Source organism: Streptomyces sp. SLBN-8D4 (genome assembly GCF_049739545.1).
Classification (GTDB): Bacteria; Actinomycetota; Actinomycetes; order Streptomycetales; family Streptomycetaceae; genus Streptomyces; species Streptomyces canus_C.
Genome location: NZ_JBMGQC010000001.1, coordinates 7,655,948 through 7,673,800 on the forward strand (window position 1 = coordinate 7,655,948; position 17,853 = coordinate 7,673,800).

Annotated in this window: 18 protein-coding genes and 1 pseudogene; 11 read left to right on the plus strand and 8 right to left on the minus strand. The window is 71.1% G+C overall.

Annotated elements, in window-relative coordinates; genetic code table 11:
• Positions 1 to 63: 63 nt before the first annotated feature.
• Positions 64 to 915, minus strand: a pseudogene (locus RKD20_RS34790) (alpha/beta fold hydrolase).
• 89 nt (positions 916 to 1,004) lie between these two features.
• On the opposite strand from RKD20_RS34790, the gene RKD20_RS34795 reads away from it, so the two are divergent.
• The 6 genes from RKD20_RS34795 to RKD20_RS34820 all read left to right on the plus strand — a co-directional run bounded on the left by RKD20_RS34795 (position 1,005) and on the right by RKD20_RS34820 (position 8,420).
• A complete protein-coding gene (locus RKD20_RS34795; protein WP_424883390.1) occupies positions 1,005 to 1,853 on the plus strand; it encodes a slipin family protein in 849 nt (282 codons plus the stop codon).
• 232 nt (positions 1,854 to 2,085) lie between these two features.
• Positions 2,086 to 3,168 (plus strand): S1 family peptidase, encoded by a 1,083-nt coding sequence (locus RKD20_RS34800; RefSeq protein WP_424881167.1) that lies wholly within the window; start codon positions 2,086 to 2,088, stop codon positions 3,166 to 3,168.
• A gap of 352 nt (positions 3,169 to 3,520) precedes the next feature.
• Complete coding sequence (locus RKD20_RS34805) at positions 3,521 to 3,715, plus strand: hypothetical protein (protein ID WP_424881168.1); 195 nt, start codon at positions 3,521 to 3,523, stop codon at positions 3,713 to 3,715.
• 16 nt (positions 3,716 to 3,731) lie between these two features.
• Entirely contained in the window at positions 3,732 to 3,905 is a 174-nt protein-coding gene (locus RKD20_RS34810; RefSeq protein WP_424881169.1) for a hypothetical protein, read from the plus strand.
• Positions 3,906 to 4,017: 112 nt separating this feature from the next.
• A complete protein-coding gene (locus RKD20_RS34815) occupies positions 4,018 to 7,455 on the plus strand; it encodes a DNA polymerase III subunit alpha (RefSeq protein ID WP_424881170.1) in 3,438 nt (1,145 codons plus the stop codon).
• Complete coding sequence (locus tag RKD20_RS34820; protein WP_424881171.1) at positions 7,452 to 8,420, plus strand: DNA polymerase Y family protein; 969 nt, start codon at positions 7,452 to 7,454, stop codon at positions 8,418 to 8,420. The genes RKD20_RS34815 and RKD20_RS34820 overlap by 4 nt, the downstream gene beginning before the upstream one ends.
• Position 8,421: 1 nt before the next feature.
• On the opposite strand, the gene RKD20_RS34825 is transcribed toward RKD20_RS34820, so the two are convergent.
• Positions 8,422 to 8,796: a cupin domain-containing protein gene (locus RKD20_RS34825; protein ID WP_359432511.1), complete on the minus strand. Its 375-nt coding sequence runs from the start codon at positions 8,794 to 8,796 to the stop codon at positions 8,422 to 8,424.
• A 96-nt stretch (positions 8,797 to 8,892) separates the two neighbouring features.
• Between RKD20_RS34825 and RKD20_RS34830 the strand changes: the two genes are divergently transcribed.
• Complete coding sequence (locus tag RKD20_RS34830) at positions 8,893 to 9,336, plus strand: MarR family winged helix-turn-helix transcriptional regulator (RefSeq protein WP_424881172.1); 444 nt, start codon at positions 8,893 to 8,895, stop codon at positions 9,334 to 9,336.
• 171 nt (positions 9,337 to 9,507) lie between these two features.
• Positions 9,508 to 10,371 (plus strand): esterase/lipase family protein, encoded by an 864-nt coding sequence (locus RKD20_RS34835; RefSeq protein ID WP_424881173.1) that lies wholly within the window; start codon positions 9,508 to 9,510, stop codon positions 10,369 to 10,371.
• Between the two features lie 56 nt (positions 10,372 to 10,427).
• On the opposite strand, the gene RKD20_RS34840 is transcribed toward RKD20_RS34835, so the two are convergent.
• Entirely contained in the window at positions 10,428 to 11,426 is a 999-nt protein-coding gene (locus RKD20_RS34840; RefSeq protein WP_424881174.1) for a lytic polysaccharide monooxygenase auxiliary activity family 9 protein, read from the minus strand.
• A gap of 272 nt (positions 11,427 to 11,698) precedes the next feature.
• A complete protein-coding gene (locus RKD20_RS34845; RefSeq protein ID WP_020117828.1) occupies positions 11,699 to 11,833 on the minus strand; it encodes a hypothetical protein in 135 nt (44 codons plus the stop codon).
• 140 nt (positions 11,834 to 11,973) lie between these two features.
• Here RKD20_RS34845 and RKD20_RS34850 point away from each other — a divergent pair, with 140 nt between their 5' ends.
• Entirely contained in the window at positions 11,974 to 12,582 is a 609-nt protein-coding gene (locus RKD20_RS34850; protein ID WP_424881175.1) for a class I SAM-dependent methyltransferase, read from the plus strand.
• On the opposite strand, the gene RKD20_RS34855 is transcribed toward RKD20_RS34850, so the two are convergent.
• Both RKD20_RS34855 and RKD20_RS34860 read right to left on the minus strand, forming a co-directional pair.
• Positions 12,579 to 13,064 carry a DUF402 domain-containing protein gene (locus RKD20_RS34855; RefSeq protein ID WP_424881176.1) on the minus strand — a complete coding sequence of 162 codons (486 nt, stop codon included), beginning with the start codon at positions 13,062 to 13,064 and terminating at the stop codon, positions 12,579 to 12,581. The genes RKD20_RS34850 and RKD20_RS34855 overlap by 4 nt on opposite strands.
• Entirely contained in the window at positions 13,045 to 13,974 is a 930-nt protein-coding gene (locus RKD20_RS34860; protein ID WP_424881177.1) for an N-acetyltransferase family protein, read from the minus strand. The genes RKD20_RS34855 and RKD20_RS34860 overlap by 20 nt, the downstream gene beginning before the upstream one ends.
• A gap of 71 nt (positions 13,975 to 14,045) precedes the next feature.
• Between RKD20_RS34860 and RKD20_RS34865 the strand changes: the two genes are divergently transcribed.
• The gene (locus RKD20_RS34865; RefSeq protein ID WP_424881178.1) at positions 14,046 to 14,417 is read left to right on the plus strand and encodes a GntR family transcriptional regulator; all 372 of its coding nucleotides are present in this window, start codon (positions 14,046 to 14,048) and stop codon (positions 14,415 to 14,417) included.
• Here RKD20_RS34865 and RKD20_RS34870 read toward each other — a convergent pair.
• The gene (locus RKD20_RS34870) at positions 14,402 to 15,133 is read right to left on the minus strand and encodes a DUF72 domain-containing protein (protein WP_424881179.1); all 732 of its coding nucleotides are present in this window, start codon (positions 15,131 to 15,133) and stop codon (positions 14,402 to 14,404) included. The genes RKD20_RS34865 and RKD20_RS34870 overlap by 16 nt on opposite strands.
• Before the next feature lie 15 nt (positions 15,134 to 15,148).
• Entirely contained in the window at positions 15,149 to 16,243 is a 1,095-nt protein-coding gene (locus RKD20_RS34875; protein WP_424881180.1) for a DUF5925 domain-containing protein, read from the minus strand.
• A 167-nt stretch (positions 16,244 to 16,410) separates the two neighbouring features.
• Between RKD20_RS34875 and RKD20_RS34880 the strand changes: the two genes are divergently transcribed.
• Positions 16,411 to 17,832, plus strand: coding sequence for a GH39 family glycosyl hydrolase (locus tag RKD20_RS34880; RefSeq protein ID WP_424881181.1), 1,422 nt, complete (start codon positions 16,411 to 16,413; stop codon positions 17,830 to 17,832).
• Positions 17,833 to 17,853 lie beyond the last annotated feature (21 nt).

Below are 17,853 nucleotides of genomic sequence, written 5' to 3' on the forward strand. Positions count from 1 at the left end.
CTGAACCGCGGCCGGTACCTGGTGAGCCCCCGTACGCATCCGCCGTACGGGGGCTCGTCGCGGTCATGAGACGGTCCGCTCCGGTGGCGCGCAGAGCCAGTCCAGTACGGCCGGCAGGGCCTCAAGAGCGCCGAAGTGGCCGACGTCCTGCTGGAGGACGGGCCGGACCCGGGGATGCGGTCCGCCAGCCAGGTGAAGTGGCCGACCGGGGAGAACGTGTCTTGGGCCCCGTGCCACAGCAGCACGGGCCGGGTGACGGCCGCCGGGTCGAAGCCTCAGCCGCCGAGCAGGGCGAGGCCGTCGTCGAGCCGGCCGTACGACGACCCGCGCAGCGCCTCCCGGTAGGAGCGCAGCAGCATCTCGCCGACCGCCGGGGCGGAGACGGTCCGCCGGTCGGAGTCCGTGAGCCCGTCGCCGAGGAAGACCAGCAGCTGCGCGGGGTCGCGGCGGATGTCGGCGGCGCGGGCGGCGAGGCACTCGGCGACGGCGAGAGGGTCGGTGAGCGCCCGGGTGAACTCCTCGACCTGGGAGGCGGCCATGCAGTCGAACCAGCGCAGGTCCCTCGCGTCCGGGGGCGCGGCAGCGCGGCGCTGGCCAGGGCGTGCGGGATGCCGCCGGCGTGGCCGGCTGGTCGAGCACCGGGAGACGGCCGAGCCCGAGGGCACCGGTCGGCTCCGCCACGTCCCGGGCGGCGTCGGCCACGCGGCGGCCCGGCAGACGGTCCGAGTCGCCGTAACCCGGGCGGTCGTAGGCGATGAGCCGGAGGTGCGGGTGGGCGGCGACGACGTCCCGGGGAACGAGGCCGAAGCGGCAGCCCGGGGTGTCGTGCAGCAGGATGACCGGGCTGCCGTCCGGGTCGCCGTACTCCTCGACTCCCAGCCGGCGGCCGTCCTGTGTCCTGATGTCGTGGACCACCCGTGTCCTCCGTCTCCCCTTTGTGTACAGAGCGGAGTTACCGTCGAAGTACACACCTTGAGCGCCTGGTTCGGACCCTGGGGGTCGTGATGGTCGAGGAGCTGGTGGCGGCGGGCGTGACGCTCGCGTGCGCCGGAGCGGTGTACGCGATGGCGGCCGCGCGGGTTGTCAAGCAGTACGAACGGGGCGTGGTCTTCCGCCTTGGCAAGCTCCGGCCGGACGTGCGCGGGCCGGGGTTCACGATGATCGTTCCGGGCGTCGACAAGCTCCGGAAGGTCAACATGCAGATCGTGACCATGCCGGTGCCCGGGCAGGAGGGCATCACCCGGGACAACGTCACGGTGCGGGTGGACGCCGTCGTCTACTTCAGGGTGACCGCGCCCGCCGAGGCGGTCGTCCGGGTGGAGGACTACCGGTTCGCGGTGGCGCAGATGGCGCAGACCTCGCTGCGGTCGATCATCGGCAAGAGCGAGCTGGACGATCTGCTGTCCAACCGCGAAAAGCTCAACCAGGGACTGGAGTTGATGATCGACAGCCCCGCGGTGGAGTGGGGCGTCACCATCGACCGGGTCGAGATCAAGGACGTCTCGCTGCCCGAGACCATGAAGCGGTCCATGGCCCGGCAGGCCGAGGCGGACCGGGAGCGGCGGGCGCGGGTCATCAACGCGGACGCGGAGCTCCAGGCGTCGAAGAAGCTGGCCGAGGCGGCCAAGGAGATGTCGGAGCAGCCTGCCGCGCTGCAGCTGCGGCTGCTGCAGACGGTGGTGGCGGTGGCGGCCGAGAAGAACTCGACGCTGGTGCTGCCGTTCCCCGTCGAGCTGCTGCGGTTCCTGGAACGGGCGGCGCCGACACCACAGCAACCGGTGCAGGAGCAACCTCCGCCTCTCGAGTCCCGGCCGGATCCGGATGCCGAGGGGTCGAATTCAGGACAGGACTAGACCTCACGGGCTGATGAGGTGTTACTCGCTCGTAGTGTTTGCAGCGTGAACGGCCTGGGCTGACCGTGAACTGTCAAAAATGGCAGGGGCGCACAACCGCGTTCTACGCGCGTCCGGAAGTCACCCTTGTGCGCCCCCTGTGGGGTTCGGAAGAGTAAGGGCTCGTCAACCAGCCTTCCGGCCCGCGAGATCCCCACAATCTCCGGGCCGCCCCCCCACAGGAGGACGCGAGTTGAAGCACCGACGCATACCCAGGCGGCGGATCGTCGTGGCAGGTGCGGGTATCACCGCGCTGGTCGCAGCGGGAGTCACCTTGCAGACTGCGAACGCCAGCGAGACGCCGGCCTCGCCCCAGATCAAGACCCTCTCGGCCGGTGCGGCCGGAAAGCTCGCCTCGACGCTCGGGACGGAACTCGGCGCGGACGCGGCGGGAACGTTCTACGACGCGAAGACCAAGAGCCTCGTGGTGAACGTCCTCGACGAGGACGCGGCGCGGACCGTCTCGGCGGCCGGGGCCACGGCCAGAGTCGTCTCCCACTCCCTCGCCGAACTGAAGAGCGCGCGTACGACGCTCGCCGACGACGCGACCGTCCCGGGGACGTCCTGGGTGACCGACCCCACCACCAACAAGGTCGTCGTCACCGCCGACCGCACGGTCTCCGCCGCCGAGTGGGCCAAGCTCGCCAAGGTGGTGGACGGGCTGGGATCGATGGCCGAACTCCAGCGCACCAAGGGGGAGTTCAAGCCCTTCATCGCCGGCGGTGACGCGATCAGCGGATCCGGTGGCCGGTGCTCGCTCGGGTTCAACGTGGTCAAGGGCGGACAGCCGTACTTCCTCACCGCCGGGCACTGCACCGAGGCGATCTCGACGTGGTCGGACTCCAGCGGCAAGCAGATCGGCACCAACGAGGTGTCGAGCTTCCCGGACAACGACTTCGGCCTGGTCAAGTACACGGCCCAGGTCGCCCATCCCAGCGAGGTGGACCTCTACAACGGGTCCGCGCAGGCGATCACCGGGGCGGCGTCGGCGACAGTCGGCCAGTCGGTGACCCGCAGCGGGTCCACGACCCAGGTGCACTCCGGGAAGGTCACCGGCCTGGACGCGACGGTGAACTACGGCAACGGCGACATCGTGAACGGGCTGATCCAGACCGATGTCTGCGCGGAGCCGGGGGACAGTGGCGGGTCGCTGTTCTCGGGGAGCAGCGCGATCGGGCTGACGTCCGGTGGCAGCGGTGACTGCACCTCCGGTGGGGAGACGTTCTTCCAGCCGGTCACGGAGGCGCTGTCGGCGACCGGGGCGTCGATCGGCTGACGCTTCGACGGTCCGGTGGCGTGTGAAGTCCCGTCCCCCTGTGTGGGGGGCGGGGCTTTCACGTCTCCTGCCATCGTTATCCGTTCGAGACCGCACGTTGCGTTTGCGGTTCCTGGGGCTCAACTTGCCTTTGAACGACGGAAGTTGATTTGTAGTCAGGTGCCTTCACAGTCAAACGTTTCGAGGGAAACGCTGTGCAGAAGCGTGTGGGAGTGCGGCGCCAACCTCATCGGCTACACCTGGCCGGCCGACGGCGCCTCCACCGCGACCCGGGTCTTCGCCCTCGGGGAGCTCCCAGGCCCGCTCGGCCCTTGCCGCCGTCTCGGCCCCCGTTGTCCTGCCCGAGCTGACCGTGCGCGCGGACCGGGAACCCGTGCTCGGCTCCTACCCGGTCGGCGACGACGCCCTCGTGGTGATCAAGGACGTGTTCTTTCCGGAGGGCACCCGGTTCGGCGTACGGATCACCGGGATCGAGGTCACCCCGGGCAACGACGCGGGTGAGGAGCAGGTCCAGCTGACCGTCACTCCCGCCACCGGCGCCCCATGAACCCGAGGAGTACTCCGTGACCAGGATCAACCGCCCCGACACTCTTCTCACCGAGCTCCGCGACATCAAACGGCGCCTGCACGCCCTGGAGACCGCGCAGCGCGCGAGGACCGCCGGGGCCCGGCCGACCGCCGCGGCCGAGCCTCTCGCCGAGGAATCCGCCGAGACCGACACATCCGGGTCCGAATAGGCCGTTTCCGCAGGTGAGAGGCGACTCGAACGCTGTCGTACGCATGTTCGGTTTTTGGTCTATGGTGGAGGCGAGGCGATAGGGAACTGATGTTCGAGAGCGGGAGGTGCGGATGCCTGGCTTCACTCATCTGCACACCGTCTCCGGGTTCTCCCTGCGCTACGGCGCCTCGCATCCGGAGCGCCTCGCCGAACGCGCCTCCGAGCGGGGAATGGACGCCCTCGCCCTTACCGACCGCGACACCCTCGCGGGCACGGTCCGGTTCGCCAAGGCCTGTGCGAAGGCGGGGGTGCGGCCGTTGTTCGGGGCGGGCCTGGCCGTGGAGGAGGCCGAGCCCGTACGACAGGAGCGGCGCCGTGCTCCCGTGCGCGGAGGTGCCTTCGTCGACGAGTCGGCTCCCCGGGTCACCTTCCTCGCCCGGGACGGTGCCCGCGGCTGGGCCGACCTGTGCCGGCTCGTCACGGTGGCTCACGCCGACAAGGAGGAGCGGGGCACACCGCTGGTACCCCGGACGGAGAACCGGGGGGACGGCCTGACCGTGCTGCTCGGGCCCGCCTCCGAGGTCGGCCGGGCCCTTGCCGCCGGCCGCCCCGACCGGGCCGCCCGGCTGCTCGTCCCCTGGCGGGAGATCTACGGCGACGCCCTGCGCCTCGAAGCCGTCTGGCACGGACGCGAGGGCACCGGACCCGGCTCGCTGCGGCTGGCCGCCCGTACCGTCGGATTCGCCGCCGAGCAGCGGATCCGGCCCGTGCTCAGCAACGCCGTACGCTACGCCGACCCCGGACTGGGTCCGGTCGCCGACGTCCTGGACTCCGCCCGCCGTCTCGTCCCCGTCGGCGCCGTCAAGGAACTGGACTCCGGCGAGGCCTGGCTCAAGGACGAGGGCGCCATGCTGGCGGCCGCGGAGCGGATCGTCGAGGCCGCGGGCTTCCGGCGCGACACCGCGTACCGGCTGCTGGAGCAGACGCAGGCGACGGCCGCCGAGTGCCTGGTCGACCCGGAGGACGACCTCGGGATCGGTACCGTCCACTTCCCCGAGCCGCACCTCGTGGGCGCGGGCCGGCGCGGCGCCCAGCGGGCCCTGGCCTCACGGGCGGCGGCCGGGATGGTGCTGAAGGGGTACGCGGGCAGGCGCGCGTACTGGGAGCGGATGCACGAGGAACTGGACATCATCGCCCACCACGGCTTCGCCTCCTACTTCCTGACGGTCGCTCAGGTCGTCAACGACGTACGGGACATGGGGATCCGGGTCGCCGCACGCGGCTCCGGCGCCGGTTCCCTGGTCAATCACCTCCTGGGGATCGCCCACGCCGATCCCGTCGAGCACGGGCTGCTGATGGAGCGGTTCCTGTCCACCCGGCGGCTCGTCCTGCCCGACATCGACATCGACGTGGAGTCCGCGCGCCGCCTGGAGGTCTACCGGGCGATCATCGGGCGGTTCGGGACCGAGCGGGTCGCCACCGTCTCGATGCCGGAGACGTACCGGGTGCGGCACGCGATCCGGGACGTGGGGGCGGCCCTGTCCATGGACCCCGCCGACATCGACCGCATCGCCAAGTCCTTCCCGCACATCCGGGCCCGGGACGCCCGCGCGGCACTGGAGGAGCTGCCCGAACTCAAGGCGCTGGCAGAGGAGAAGCAGCGTCACGGCAGGTTGTGGGAGCTGGTCGAGGCTCTCGACGCCCTTCCCCGGGGGATCGCCATGCATCCGTGCGGGGTGCTGCTCTCCGACGCGTCCCTGCTCCGCCGTACTCCGGTCGTGCCGACCAGCGGTGAGGGGCTGCCCATGTCGCAGTTCGACAAGGAGGACGTCGAGGACCTCGGGCTGCTCAAGCTCGATGTGCTGGGCGTGCGGATGCAGTCGGCGATGGCGCACGCGGTCGCGGAGGTGGAGCGGGCGACGGGGGAGCGGGTCGACCTGGACGCGGTACCGCCGGGCGACCCGGCGACGTACCGACTCATCAGGTCCACCGAGACGTTGGGGTGCTTCCAGATCGAGTCGCCGGGGCAGCGGGACCTGGTGGGGCGGCTCCAGCCGGCCACTTTCCACGACCTGGTCGTCGACATCTCGCTCTTCCGGCCGGGACCGGTCGCCGCCGACATGGTGCGGCCGTTCATCGAGGCACGGCACGGGCGGGCGCCCGTCCGGTATCCGCACCCGGACCTGGAGCGGCCGCTGCAGGAGACGTACGGGGTCGTCGTCTTCCACGAGCAGATCATCGACATCGTCGACATCATGACCGGGTGCGGGCGCGGCGCGGCGGACCAGGTGCGGCGCGGGCTGTCCGACCCGGAGTCGCAGGGGCGGATCCGGTTCTGGTTCGCGCAGCACGCGGCGGCGAACGGTTATGACGCGGAAACGATTCAGCGGACCTGGGAGATCGTCGAGGCCTTCGGGTCGTACGGCTTCTGCAAGGCGCACGCGGTCGCCTTCGCCGTGCCGACGTACCAGTCGGCCTGGCTGAAGGCGCACCACCCGGCGGCCTTCTACGCCGGGCTGCTCACCCACGACCCCGGCATGTACCCGAAGCGGCTGCTGCTGGCGGACGCGCGGCGGCGCGGGGTGCCGATCCTGCCGTTGGACGTGAACGAGTCGGGGGTCGCCCATCGGATCGAACTGGTGTCTGAATCCCCTTCGGTGTGGGGGCTGCGCCTGGCCCTCTCCGACGTCCACGGCATCAGCGAGGCCGAGGCGGCGCGGATCGCCGAGGGGCAGCCGTACGCCTCACTGCTGGACTTCTGGGAGCGGGGGCGGCCGAGCCGTCCGGTGGCCCAAAGGCTGGCCCAGGTCGGCGCGTTGGACGCCTTCGGTGCCAACCGGCGGGACCTGCAACTGCACCTGACCGAACTGCACCGGGGCGCACGCGCCGGCCGCGGGGGCCAACTCCCCTTGGCCGGCGGGCGGAAGACGGCTCCGGCGGGACTGCCGGACCTGTCATCGGTGGAGAAGCTCAGCGCCGAGCTGGGCGTGCTGTCGATGGACGTCTCGCGCAATCTGATGGACGACCACCAGGAGTTCCTCCAGGAGCTGGGCGTGGTCAGCGCGCGACGGCTGCGCGAGGCACGGCACGGCGAGACCGTGCTGGTCGCGGGGGCCAAGGCGGCCACCCAGACACCGCCGATCCGGTCCGGCAAACGGGTCATCTTCAGCACCCTGGACGACGGCACCGGACTGGTCGACCTCGCCTTCTTCGACGACTCCCACGACGCCTGCGCGCACACCGTCTTCCACTCCTGGCTGCTGCTGGTGCGCGGGGTGGTGCAGCGGCGCGGCCCGCGCAGCCTCAGTGTGGTGGGCGCGGCGGCCTGGAACCTCGCCGAACTGGTCGAACTGCGGGACGGGGAAGGCCTCGACGCGGTGGCGGCACGGCTGGCCGAGCCGGTGCCGGCAAGGCGGCCCGGTGGCGAGGCCGACGATCCGACCGGCGGCAGGCGAATCCACATGGCGACGGGATACGAACTGCATCCGTGGGCCGATCTGCGACCGGCGGGTCAAGAGGCATCACAGGTACGGAAGTTGTGGCACCAGAGTCCGGGGAGTGCGGGATGACCATCCTCTGCGTACGTTTCCAGCTGCCGCCGACGCGGGAGGCGGCCCTGCCCGAACTGCTCGGCCTCCTCGAGGAGTTCACGCCGGTCGTCGAAGCGCTGCCGCCGGACCGGGCACTGGCCGATCTGCGGGGCGCCGAACGGTACTTCAAGCGGGACGCGGTCGAACTGGCCTCGGTGATCCGGGTCCGCGCCCTCGCCCTGCACGGCGTCGACTGCGCGATCGGCGCCGGGCCCGGGCCGATGCTGGCCCGCATGGCACTGAAGGACGCCCGGCCCGGGGTGACCTGTGCGGTTCCCGAGGGCGCGGCGGCGGACTTCCTCGCCGGCCGGCCCGTCGCCGCGCTCCCCGGCGTCGGCGCCGCGACCGCCCGCGTCCTGTGCGAGTACGGCCTCGACACCCTGGGCCGGGTCGCCGCCGCACCCCTGTCCACACTCCAGCGCCTGGTCGGCGCCAAGGCCGCCCGTGAACTGCACGAGAAGGCGAACGGCGTGGACCGCGGCCGGGTGGTCCCGAACGGCGTCTCCCGCTCCCTCGCCAGCGAACGCCCCTTCACCCGCGACGAGTTGGACCCCGACCAGCACCGCCGCGCCCTGCTCTCCGCCGCCGAGGAACTGGGCTCCCGGCTGCGTGCCCTCGACAAGGTCTGCCGCACCCTGACCCTCACCGTCCGCTACGCCGACCGCACCGCGACCACCCGCAGCCGCACCCTCGGCGAACCCACCGCCCATTCGGCGGCCCTCACCAGGGCGGCCTACGGCATGTACGAGGCCCTCGGTCTCCAGCGCGCCCGGGTCCGCTCCGTCTCCCTGCGCGCCGAGGGCCTCGACCCCGCCGAACAGGCCTCCCACCAGCTCACCTTTGACCCCACCGACGAGAAGCTCCGCCGTATCGAGGAGGCCGCGGACCGCGCCCGGGCGAGGTTCGGACCGCTGGCGGTGCTGCCGGGGACGCTGGCCGCGTAGGTCAGTTGGCCCACGGCGGGGTGATACGGGTGCCGTCCGCCAGCGTCGCCTCCAGGCCGACGGAGGTGGTGACCCAGGTGAGGGCGGTGTGATCGGTGGGGTTCTCGACGGCGAAGGTCACCCCGGGGTTGACGATCACGGTGTCACCGGCGGTGATCCGGTGCGTGGCGTCGTCGAGGGTGATCCGGAGTTCGCCGATGAGCAGATGGAAGATCTCCTCGCGGTTGACGGTGTGCGCCGGCGCCTTCGTCCCCGCGGGGATCTCGCCGCGCCAGGCGCAGAGCTCCTTGGCGCCGCTGAGCGGGGTGGCGTACGAGACGAAACGGGCGCCGTGGATCTCGTGGGTGACGGCATCGGACGAGCGGACTACGGGCATGCGGGACCTCCGAGTCGTAAATGGTCAAGCAGCTTGACTATATGGCTCCATAGTCAAGCTGCTTGACCAATTCGTCAAGGGTGTTTCAATGCCTGGGTGCAGAACTCCGAAGCCCTCGCCCTCGCCGCCACCCTGCTCGCCGCCGCCGGTGATCTGACCCAGCGCATCAACGACGGGGTCGTCGCCCGGGGGTTCGAGGCGCGGCCCGCCTGGGGTTTCGCGTTCGCGCGGCTTGCGCCGGACGGGGCCACGGTCACCGAGCTGGCCGGCCATCTCGGAGTGACCAAGCAGGCCGCGAGCCAGCTGGTCGACGAGATCGTGCGCAAGGGCTACGCCGAGCGGCGGCCGCATCCCGGGGACGCGCGGGCCCGGCTCGTCGTGCTGACCGAGCGGGGCTGGGCCTGCACCCGTGCGGCCGAGGAGGCCGCGGCGGAGGCCGTGCGGGCGTGGGCCGACGTACTCGGTGAGGGTGAAGTGCGCGCGTTGCGCGAGCGATTGGGGCGTATCGCTCCCTATGGTCCCATCAGGCCCGCCTGGTGATGGTTCATCAGCAGATGCATGCGAAATGGTTAGCACTGGAAGTTTTTACTGACGCGTAACTTCACAAGTGCACTACTCGTCCGTAACTTTCGAATTGAACAGCATCCTCGTGATCCGGGTCACAGGGCGTACGGCCATCGCAACTCCCTTGAGCCGCAAGGAGATCACCCGATGCTGCCCTGGAAACGACTGCTCAGACCCCTCGCCGCCCTGCTGTTGACCGCCACGGTCGCCGTCGTCCCCGCCGCCACCGCCGCCCAGGCGGCCGACGCCCCGAGCAGGGGCTGGAACGACTACTCCTGCAAGCCCTCCGCCGCCCACCCCCACCCGGTCGTCCTCGTACACGGCACCTTCGCGAACTCCGTCGACAACTGGCTGGCCCTCGCTCCGTATCTGGAGAGCCGCGACTACTGCGTCTTCTCCTTCGACTACGGCCAGCTCTCCGGCGTGCCCCTCTTCTGCGGCCTCGGCCCCATCGACAAGTCGGCGGAGCAGCTGAAGACCTTCGTCGACAAGGTGCTCACCGCCACCGGCGCCGCCGAGACCGACCTCGTCGGTCACTCGCAGGGCGGCCTGATGCCCCGCTACTACCTCAGGTTCCTGGGCGGAGCCGCCAAGGTGAACGCCCTCGTCGGCATCGCTCCCGACAACCACGGCACCACCCTGTCGGGCTTGACCAACCTGCTGCCGTACTTCCCGGGTGTCGGGGACTTCCTCACCACCAACACCCCCGCCCTCGCCGACCAGGTCGTCGGCTCCGCCTTCCTGACCAAGCTCAACGAAGGCGGTGACACCGTCCCCGGCGTCAAGTACACGGTCCTCGCCACCAAGTACGACGAGGTCGTGACGCCGTACCGGAGCCAGTTCCTCAGCGGGTCCGGCGTCCACAACGTCCTGCTCCAGGACCTGTGCCCGCTCGACCTCTCCGAGCACGTGGCCATCGGGCTGTTCGACCGGATCGCCTTCCACGAGGTGGCCAACGCCCTCGACCCGGCCCACGCCACCGCCACCACCTGCGCGTCGGCGCTGAGCTGAGCGCCGCCGGGGCCTGTCCGGCCTGAGCCGCCGGTCAGGCCCCGGAGTTCATTCGGTCAGCGGCCCTTCCGTCCGCCGTCGTTCACCGCGCGCCGGCGCACCGAGCCGAACAGGACCGCCGCGCCGACCGCGAGCGTGGCGGCGCCGCCCATCGCGAGATACGCCGTGCCGCTGTCGCCGCCCGTCTCGGCGAGCTTCGGCGAAGTGCCCGCCGCCCGCACGTCGGGGGCGGGGTGGCTCTCCGTCCCGGTGGCCACCGGCTCCGCCGACGTACCGGCGTCGTCGTCACCGTGCCCGTGGTGCTCGACCGTCGACTTGCCGGTGCCGTCCTCGATCTGCTCCTCGGAGGGTGCGGAGGCGCTCGGAGCCGGCGTCGAACCGCCCGCCGTGCCACCCAAGTCGCCGCCGAACGCCACGTCCGAGCAGGAGTAGAACGCCTCCGGGCTGTCCGAGCGCTGCCAGACGGCGTACAGGAGCTGCTTCCCGGAGCGCTGGGGCAGGGTGCCGGAGAAGGTGTAGAAACCGCCCGAGGCGACCGGGTCGGTGGCCGTCGCGACCGGGTTCGCCAGGTCCAGGTCGTCCCAGGCCAGAGGTTGCGTCGGGTCGTAGCCCTGCTTGGTGAGGTACACCTTGAAGGTGCCCTTGTGCGGGGCGGTCACCCGGTACTTGAAGGTGTACGACCCGCTGTTCACGCTCGTCGCCGGCCAGTCGGCGCGGGCCAGGTCGAGCCCCTTGAACTCGTCGTTGTTCGCGCTGCACAGCCTGCCGTCCGGGATCAGCTCCTGGTGCCGGCCGTTCGCGTCGCCGATGCGGATGCCGTTCCAGTCGTAGAGCGCCTGGGTGCCTCCCCCAGAGGGGGTACCCCCAGCCGCGACCGCCGCCCTGCACGCGTCGGACCTCGGGCTCTCGGGACCCTCCGCGTAGCACTGCGAGACCCGGCTGACCGGGTCGCCCATCGAACCGTGCGCGGACGCGGGCGCGGCGGCCAACGCGGCCAGGGCGAAGGGGGCCAGGCCGACGGCGGCGACGGCTGCGACCTTGCGGCGTGCGGGCATGGGGGATCTCCTCGGAACCGGTACCAATGGGTGCCGGATCAAAGAAACCCTGAAATCCCCAGCCTGTGACGGTCGGTGGCGATCTTTATGGCCCTCTTAAGGGAGTGCTGAGACGGAGATCAGGTAGGTGGCGTGCGCGCACGACGAACGAGGACGTCCGACGCGCGGGACCACGCGGCGGTTATGAGGTCCTGGAACGGCGAGTGGACGGGTCCTGTGACCGCGTCCACTACCGCAGGCGACTGGTCCGACACGGAGCATGCCTGCCGCCGTCAGCCGTCGGGCCACCAGGTCCGCGCGATGTCCTTGCGGACCTCGGGTCGTCCCGCGGGGCGCTCGTCGGCCTCCTCGGGGAGTCGCCGGGCGTCCGTCCTCTTCAGGGGCTTCTGCACGGTGGTGCGGCGCATGGCTGCCTCCTTCAGTGCCTACCGAGTTCCGCGTTCGCACGGAGGTAGACGCTTTCGGGGAGAGTTCCTCATCGGTCGCCGGTCTGTCAGTGGCGGCTGTCACGATTCGACTGTCAGTGGCGGGTGTCACTCTTGGGTGCATGACGCAGAACAGTGACGGTGGGGGCGTGGACGGCGTGGACTGGGACGCCGAGGCGGGATCCTTCGACGAGGAGCCGGATCACGGGTTGCGGGACCCCGAGGTGCGCGGGGCCTGGGCCGAGCGGCTGCGGGGGTGGCTCCCGGAAAGAGCGTCCGACGTCCTCGACCTCGGGTGCGGGACCGGGAGTCTGTCACTCCTCGCGGCCGAGCAGGGGCACCGGGTGACCGGGGTGGATCTCTCCCCGGCCATGGTGGACCTGGCCCGCGCGAAGCTCGCCGGGCGTGACGCGGTGTTCCTCATCGGTGACGCGGCGCTGCCCCCGGTGGGGGAGCAGCGGTTCGACGTCGTCCTGGTACGGCATGTGCTGTGGGCGCTGCCGGATCCCGGGCGGGCGCTGCGGCAGTGGTGGGGATTGCTGCGGCCGGGCGGGCGGCTGGTGCTGGTGGAGGGGGTGTGGGGGGCCTTCGGGACAGCTGCCGAGACGGTGACGGCGCTCGCGGAGCCGCTCGGGGGGCGGGTGCTCGTGGAGCGGCTCTCGGAGGAATCCGTGTTGTGGGGGAAGGACGTGGACGACGAGCGGTATGCGGTGGTGGTGCGGGGCGACTAGAGGGGTGGGAAGCGGCGTTGTGTCTCGAGTTCGTTCAGAGCCGCCCATGCCGCCGAAGCCGCCTCGGGATCCGTCTGCGTCAAACCGCTTGCCTCGAACTCGTCCTCGTCCAGACGCAGCACCTCCGTGCCGTCCGCCGAGACCCACAGGTCCAGGTCCAGGTCCTCCACGACCAGCTCGGCGCCGTCCAGTGTCGCCGGGCGGGTGATGTCGCAGTACCAGCCCTTCAGGGTGCCGTCCGAGGAGCGGACCTCCTTGACGGCGTACCAGCGGTCCCGCCAGTAGTGCTCGGTGAAGACGTCGCCCGGCTCGAAGCGGACGAAGCCGAAGTCACGGACGCCCTCGCCCGCCCAGGGAGCGCGGACCGTGACGCGGTTGCCGTCGTCGGTGAGGAGCTCGGCCGCGTAGCGGATCTTCGTGCGGCCCGCCTTGAGCAGGACGACGTCCACCCGCCGCAGGGGCTCAGGTGAGTTCGCGGACATGACGTACCTCCGTGGCGCAGATCTCGTATCCGAACCACTTGTTGATCGCGAGCATGGGTTCGTTGGCGGCGTCGTTGCCGGTGAAGGCCTCCGTACAGCCGGCGGCGCGGGCGCGGTGCAGGGAGGCGTTCTTGGCGAGCTTGGCGAGGCCGCGGCCGCGGAAGGCGCGGGCGGTGCCGGTCATGGCGGTGGCGTAGCGGCCGGCGCCGTCGGTGTGGGCGGCGCTGAAGGCGGCCGGACGGCCGTCGACGAGGGCGATCGTGGTCAGGGCGCGATCGAGGAGAGGGTGTTTCCAGTACTCTTCGACCCACACCTCGTAGTCCGTGAACTCGGTGCCCACGTCGCTCGGTTCGTCCCCCGCGGTCTCCGCGTCCAGCAGGAAGAAGGGCCGCGGGTCGTCGGCGAAGTCGGCGGCGGTGCGCAGTTCGACGCCCGGGGGAAGGGGCTGGAGCGTGGGCAGCGCGCCGTTCGCCAGGTCCAGGCGCAGGAAGTGCGCGGAACGGCTGGGCCGGTAGCCGTGCCGCTCGGCGAACACCCGGTTCTGCGGCTCGTCCAGGACCCAGGCGAACAACGTGGTCGCCCCGTGCGCCGCCAGGTGCTCCTCGGCGGTGCGTACGAGGAGGGCGCCGGCACCGCGCCGGGTGCGGTCCGGGTGCACATAGATGTTGAGATATCCCTGGCCCGGCTCCGGGCTGTCATGGGCGAGGCCGAGCTGGGCCGTGCCGATCACCTCGCCGTCCTCCTCGGCCACGAGGCAGCGGTAGTGCGCGTCCGGGTGGGTGTGGACGAGGCGGTGCAGCACACCGGCCGGGGTCCACAGCATGAAGGGGATGGCCAGATGGCGGACATGGGCGAACTTCTCGACATCGGCCGGGTCCTGGGGGCGCAGATCGCGCACGATCACGGTCATGAAGGCGCACGTTACGGGGGGAGCCCGCACCGGTGCCTCACATTTTCCGGTGGGTGCGGGACAATCGGCTAGTGACCTTGAAGATCCACATCGACGACAGTGCGCCGCCGTACGAGCAGGTGCGGGTGCAGATCTCCGAGCAGGCGCGGGCGGGGGTGCTGCCGGTGGGGCACCGGCTGCCGACCGTGCGGGGGCTCGCGGAATCGCTCGGGCTCGCCGCGAACACCGTCGCCAAGGCGTACCGGGCGCTGGAGAGCGACGGGGTGATCGAGACGCGCGGCCGCAACGGCACGTTCGTCGCCGCGGCCGGTTCGGCGGCGGAACGGGAACTCGCGTCGGCCGCCCAGGCCTATGTGGAGCGGGCCCGGCGACTGGGGCTGACGGAGGGCGATGCCCTGGCGGCCGTACGGGACGCGCTGCGGGCGGCCTACGGTCGGGGCTGACCCAGAGACGCGAACAGCTTCGCGTTCCGCACGGCGGCACCGTTCGGATCGTTGTTGAAGTACACGTAGACGTCCTCGTCCCCGGCCCAGGTGTCCCCGATCCGCCCGGCCCAGGTCTCCAGGGACCGTCTGCCGTAGTGCGGCCACGCCTGCGCCCGGCCCTCGTGGAAGCGGACGTACCCCCAGTCGGCGGTGCGCCACAGGGGGCTCACCGGGCGGGCCCGGACGTCGGCCCAGCACAGGGCCGCGCCGCGGGCCTCCAGGACCTTGCGCGTCGCGGGCGTCCACCAGGAGGCGTGTCGGGGTTCGACCGCGACCCGCGTCGACGCGGGAAAACAGGCCAGGCAGGCGTCCAGCAGGTCCGTGTCGGCGCGCAGGGTCGGGGGCAACTGGAGGAGCACCGGGCCCAGTCGGTCGCCCAGCCCCTCCGCGTGGCTCATCAGGCGGTGCACCGGCTCCTCGGGATCCTTCAGCCGTTTGATGTGGGTCAGGTACCGGCTCGCCTTCACCGCCACCACGAAGTCCCCCGGCACCCGCTCGCGCCACGCCTCGAAGGTCTCCCTGTTCGGCAGCCGGTAGAAGGCGTTGTTGATCTCGACCGTCGGGAAGTGCTCCGTGTACTCCTCCAGCCAGAGCCGCACGGGGACGCCGTCGGGGTAGAGGACGCCCCGCCAGTCCTTGTACTGCCACCCCGACGTGCCGACGAACAGGCCCATATACCCATCAAAGCACTACAGGTACAGCCCCGCGTCCGCCCCGGGCCGCGGCTCCGGCACCGCCGTCGGCGAGGTGCCCCGGCGCAGCGCGTACAGCTCCGCCAGGGTCGCCCCCTCGCGGCCCACGCCCTCCTCGGCGCCGAGCCAGCCCACGGCCTCCCCGCGGGTCAGCGGGCCCACCTCGATCCGGGCCAGACAGCGGCCGGGGCGGACCACGGCGGGGTGCAGGCGCTCCAGGTCCTCGTTGGTGGTGACGCCGACCAGGACGTTGCGGCCCTGGCCCAGCAGACCGTCGGTCAGGTTCAGCAGCCGGGACAGGGCCTGGCCCGCCGTGTGCTTCGCCTCGCCGCGGATCAGCTCGTCGCAGTCCTCCAGGAGCAGCAACCGCCAGCGGCCCTTGCCCGTCGAGTCGTCCTCGCCGATCGCGATGTCCATCAGATAGCCGACGTCGCTGAACAGTCGCTCCGGGTCCAGGACGCAGTCCACCTGGCACCAGTCCCGCCAGGAGCGGGCCAGCGTGCGCAGGGCGGAGGTCTTGCCGGTGCCCGGCGGGCCGTGCAGCAGCAGCAGACGGCCCGCGATGTCCTCCGGGGTCGTCTTCATCAGGCGGCCCATCGCGTCCGCGACCGGCGCCGTGTAGTTCTGGCGGACCTCGTCCCAGGTGCCCGCGGAGATCTGGCGGGTCGTGCGGTGCGGGCCGCGCCTGGGGGAGACGTACCAGAAGCCCATCGTCACGTTCTCCGGCTGGGGTTCGGGCTCGTCCGCCGCGCCGTCGGTGGCCTGGTCGAGGACCTTCTTGGCCAGCTCGGGCTCGGTCGCCGTCACGGTGACGTCGGCGCCGCGGTTCCAGCGGGAGACCAGCAGGGTCCAGCCGTCGCCCTCGGCGAGCGTCGCGCTGCGGTCGTCGTCGCGGGCGACGCGCAGCACCCGGGCGCCCGGCGGCAGGAGGGTGGCCCCGGTGCGGACCCGGTCGATGTTGGCCGCGTGCGAGTACGGCTGCTCGCCCGTCGCGAAGCGGCCGAGGAACAGCGCGTCGACGACGTCGGACGGCGAGTCGCTGTCGTCGACGTTGAGCCGGATCGGCAGCGCGTCGTGTGGGTTCGCAGACATGCGGCCCATGATCCGGCACGGGACCCCCATACGCACCCGGTTTCCGGAGTGCGCGGATCGTGTCGCCGACGTCCGGTGTTTCCGGTCTGTCCGCTACCTCCTGTTACAAGGCTGTGCATCTCCGACATCTGCCCGCGCAGGTGTGTTCGCGGATACCGTTGCCCCCGATGGGACGTCATGAGTGGTATTCGGGGGCACGGCGGTGGCGGCTCACCGCACTGCTCGGGGTGGGCGCGGTGGCCCTGGCGCTGGTCGTGACCCTCCTCAACACGCTTCCGGGCGGCGGCGCGGGCACCGACGGCACCTCACGCAACGGCGACCGGGTCCACGGCACCCCGACGACCACACCGGACGCGGACACCCCGGACGTCGGCTGGGGCTTCACGCACACCCAGTTCAGCGCCGACGAGGGCAGCTCCGCGGCCGGCGAGCGGGTCGGACAACGGATCGAGGACGCGGGCGGTCTCCCGCAGAACCAGCACATCATGGGCTGGGGCGCCGACAACCCCGAGCCGGTCAAGGGGCGTTACGACTTCGAGGACCTGGACCGGCGCGTCGACTTCATCCGCGCCTCCGGGTCCACTCCGACCCTCACCCTGTGCTGCGCGCCGGACTGGATGAAGGGCGGCGAGGCGGGCGTCGGCAAGACCGACTGGAGCAAGGCGGCGCTGGAGACCGCGCCGGACCCCGCCCACTTCGAGGACTACGCCGCGCTCGCCGCGACCGTCGCCAAGCGGTACCCGGACGTACGCCACTTCATCGTCTGGAACGAGTTCAAGGGTTTCTGGAACGACGCGAAGGCCCGCTGGGACTACGAGGGTTACACCCAGCTCTACAACCTGGTCTACAAGGCGTTGAAGAAGGTCGACCCCAAGATCATGGTGGGCGGGCCGTATCTCGTGATGGACAGCGTCGACCCGCGCTCCGGGGATGCCTCCGCGACCTTCAAGGGCGCCTGGGGTGCGATGGACCGGCGGATCCTCGACGCCTTCGACTACTGGAACAGGAACAAGGCGGGTGCCGACTTCGTGGTCGTGGACGGCTCCAGCTACACCAACGACGACGAGCTGCTGCCGAACGAGTTCGCGGCCACCGACAAGTTCACCGCGGTGAGCACCTGGGTGCGGCAGCGGACCGGGAACCTGCCCCTGTGGTGGGCGGAGTACTACGTCGAGCCCGCCGACAGCCAGGACGAGCGCGAGGGCTGGTCGGAGAACCGCCGGGTCGCGGTGCAGGCCGCGGGAATGATCGCGCTGGCCAAGGGCGGCACCACGTCCGCCTTCTACTGGAACCCGGAGAACGAGAAGGGCACGGACTGCGCGGGCTGTCTCTGGACGCCGACGGACAACGGGAGCGGGGGGCGGAAGCTGCCCATGTTCGACCTGCTCAGCCGGTTCAGCAAGGCCTTCGCGCCGGGGAGCACCTACGAGAACGTCTCCGTCGCCGCCGACGACGTGCCCAACGTCCGGGTCCTCGCCACCGACCGGACGGTCCTGGTGGTGAACACCCTGAACCGGCAGATCAGCGCGCAGGTCGACGGCAAGCGTTTCGACATGCAGGCCTACGAGGTCAAGTGGCTCACCCGCTGAGCCACTTGACCTCCGAAAGAA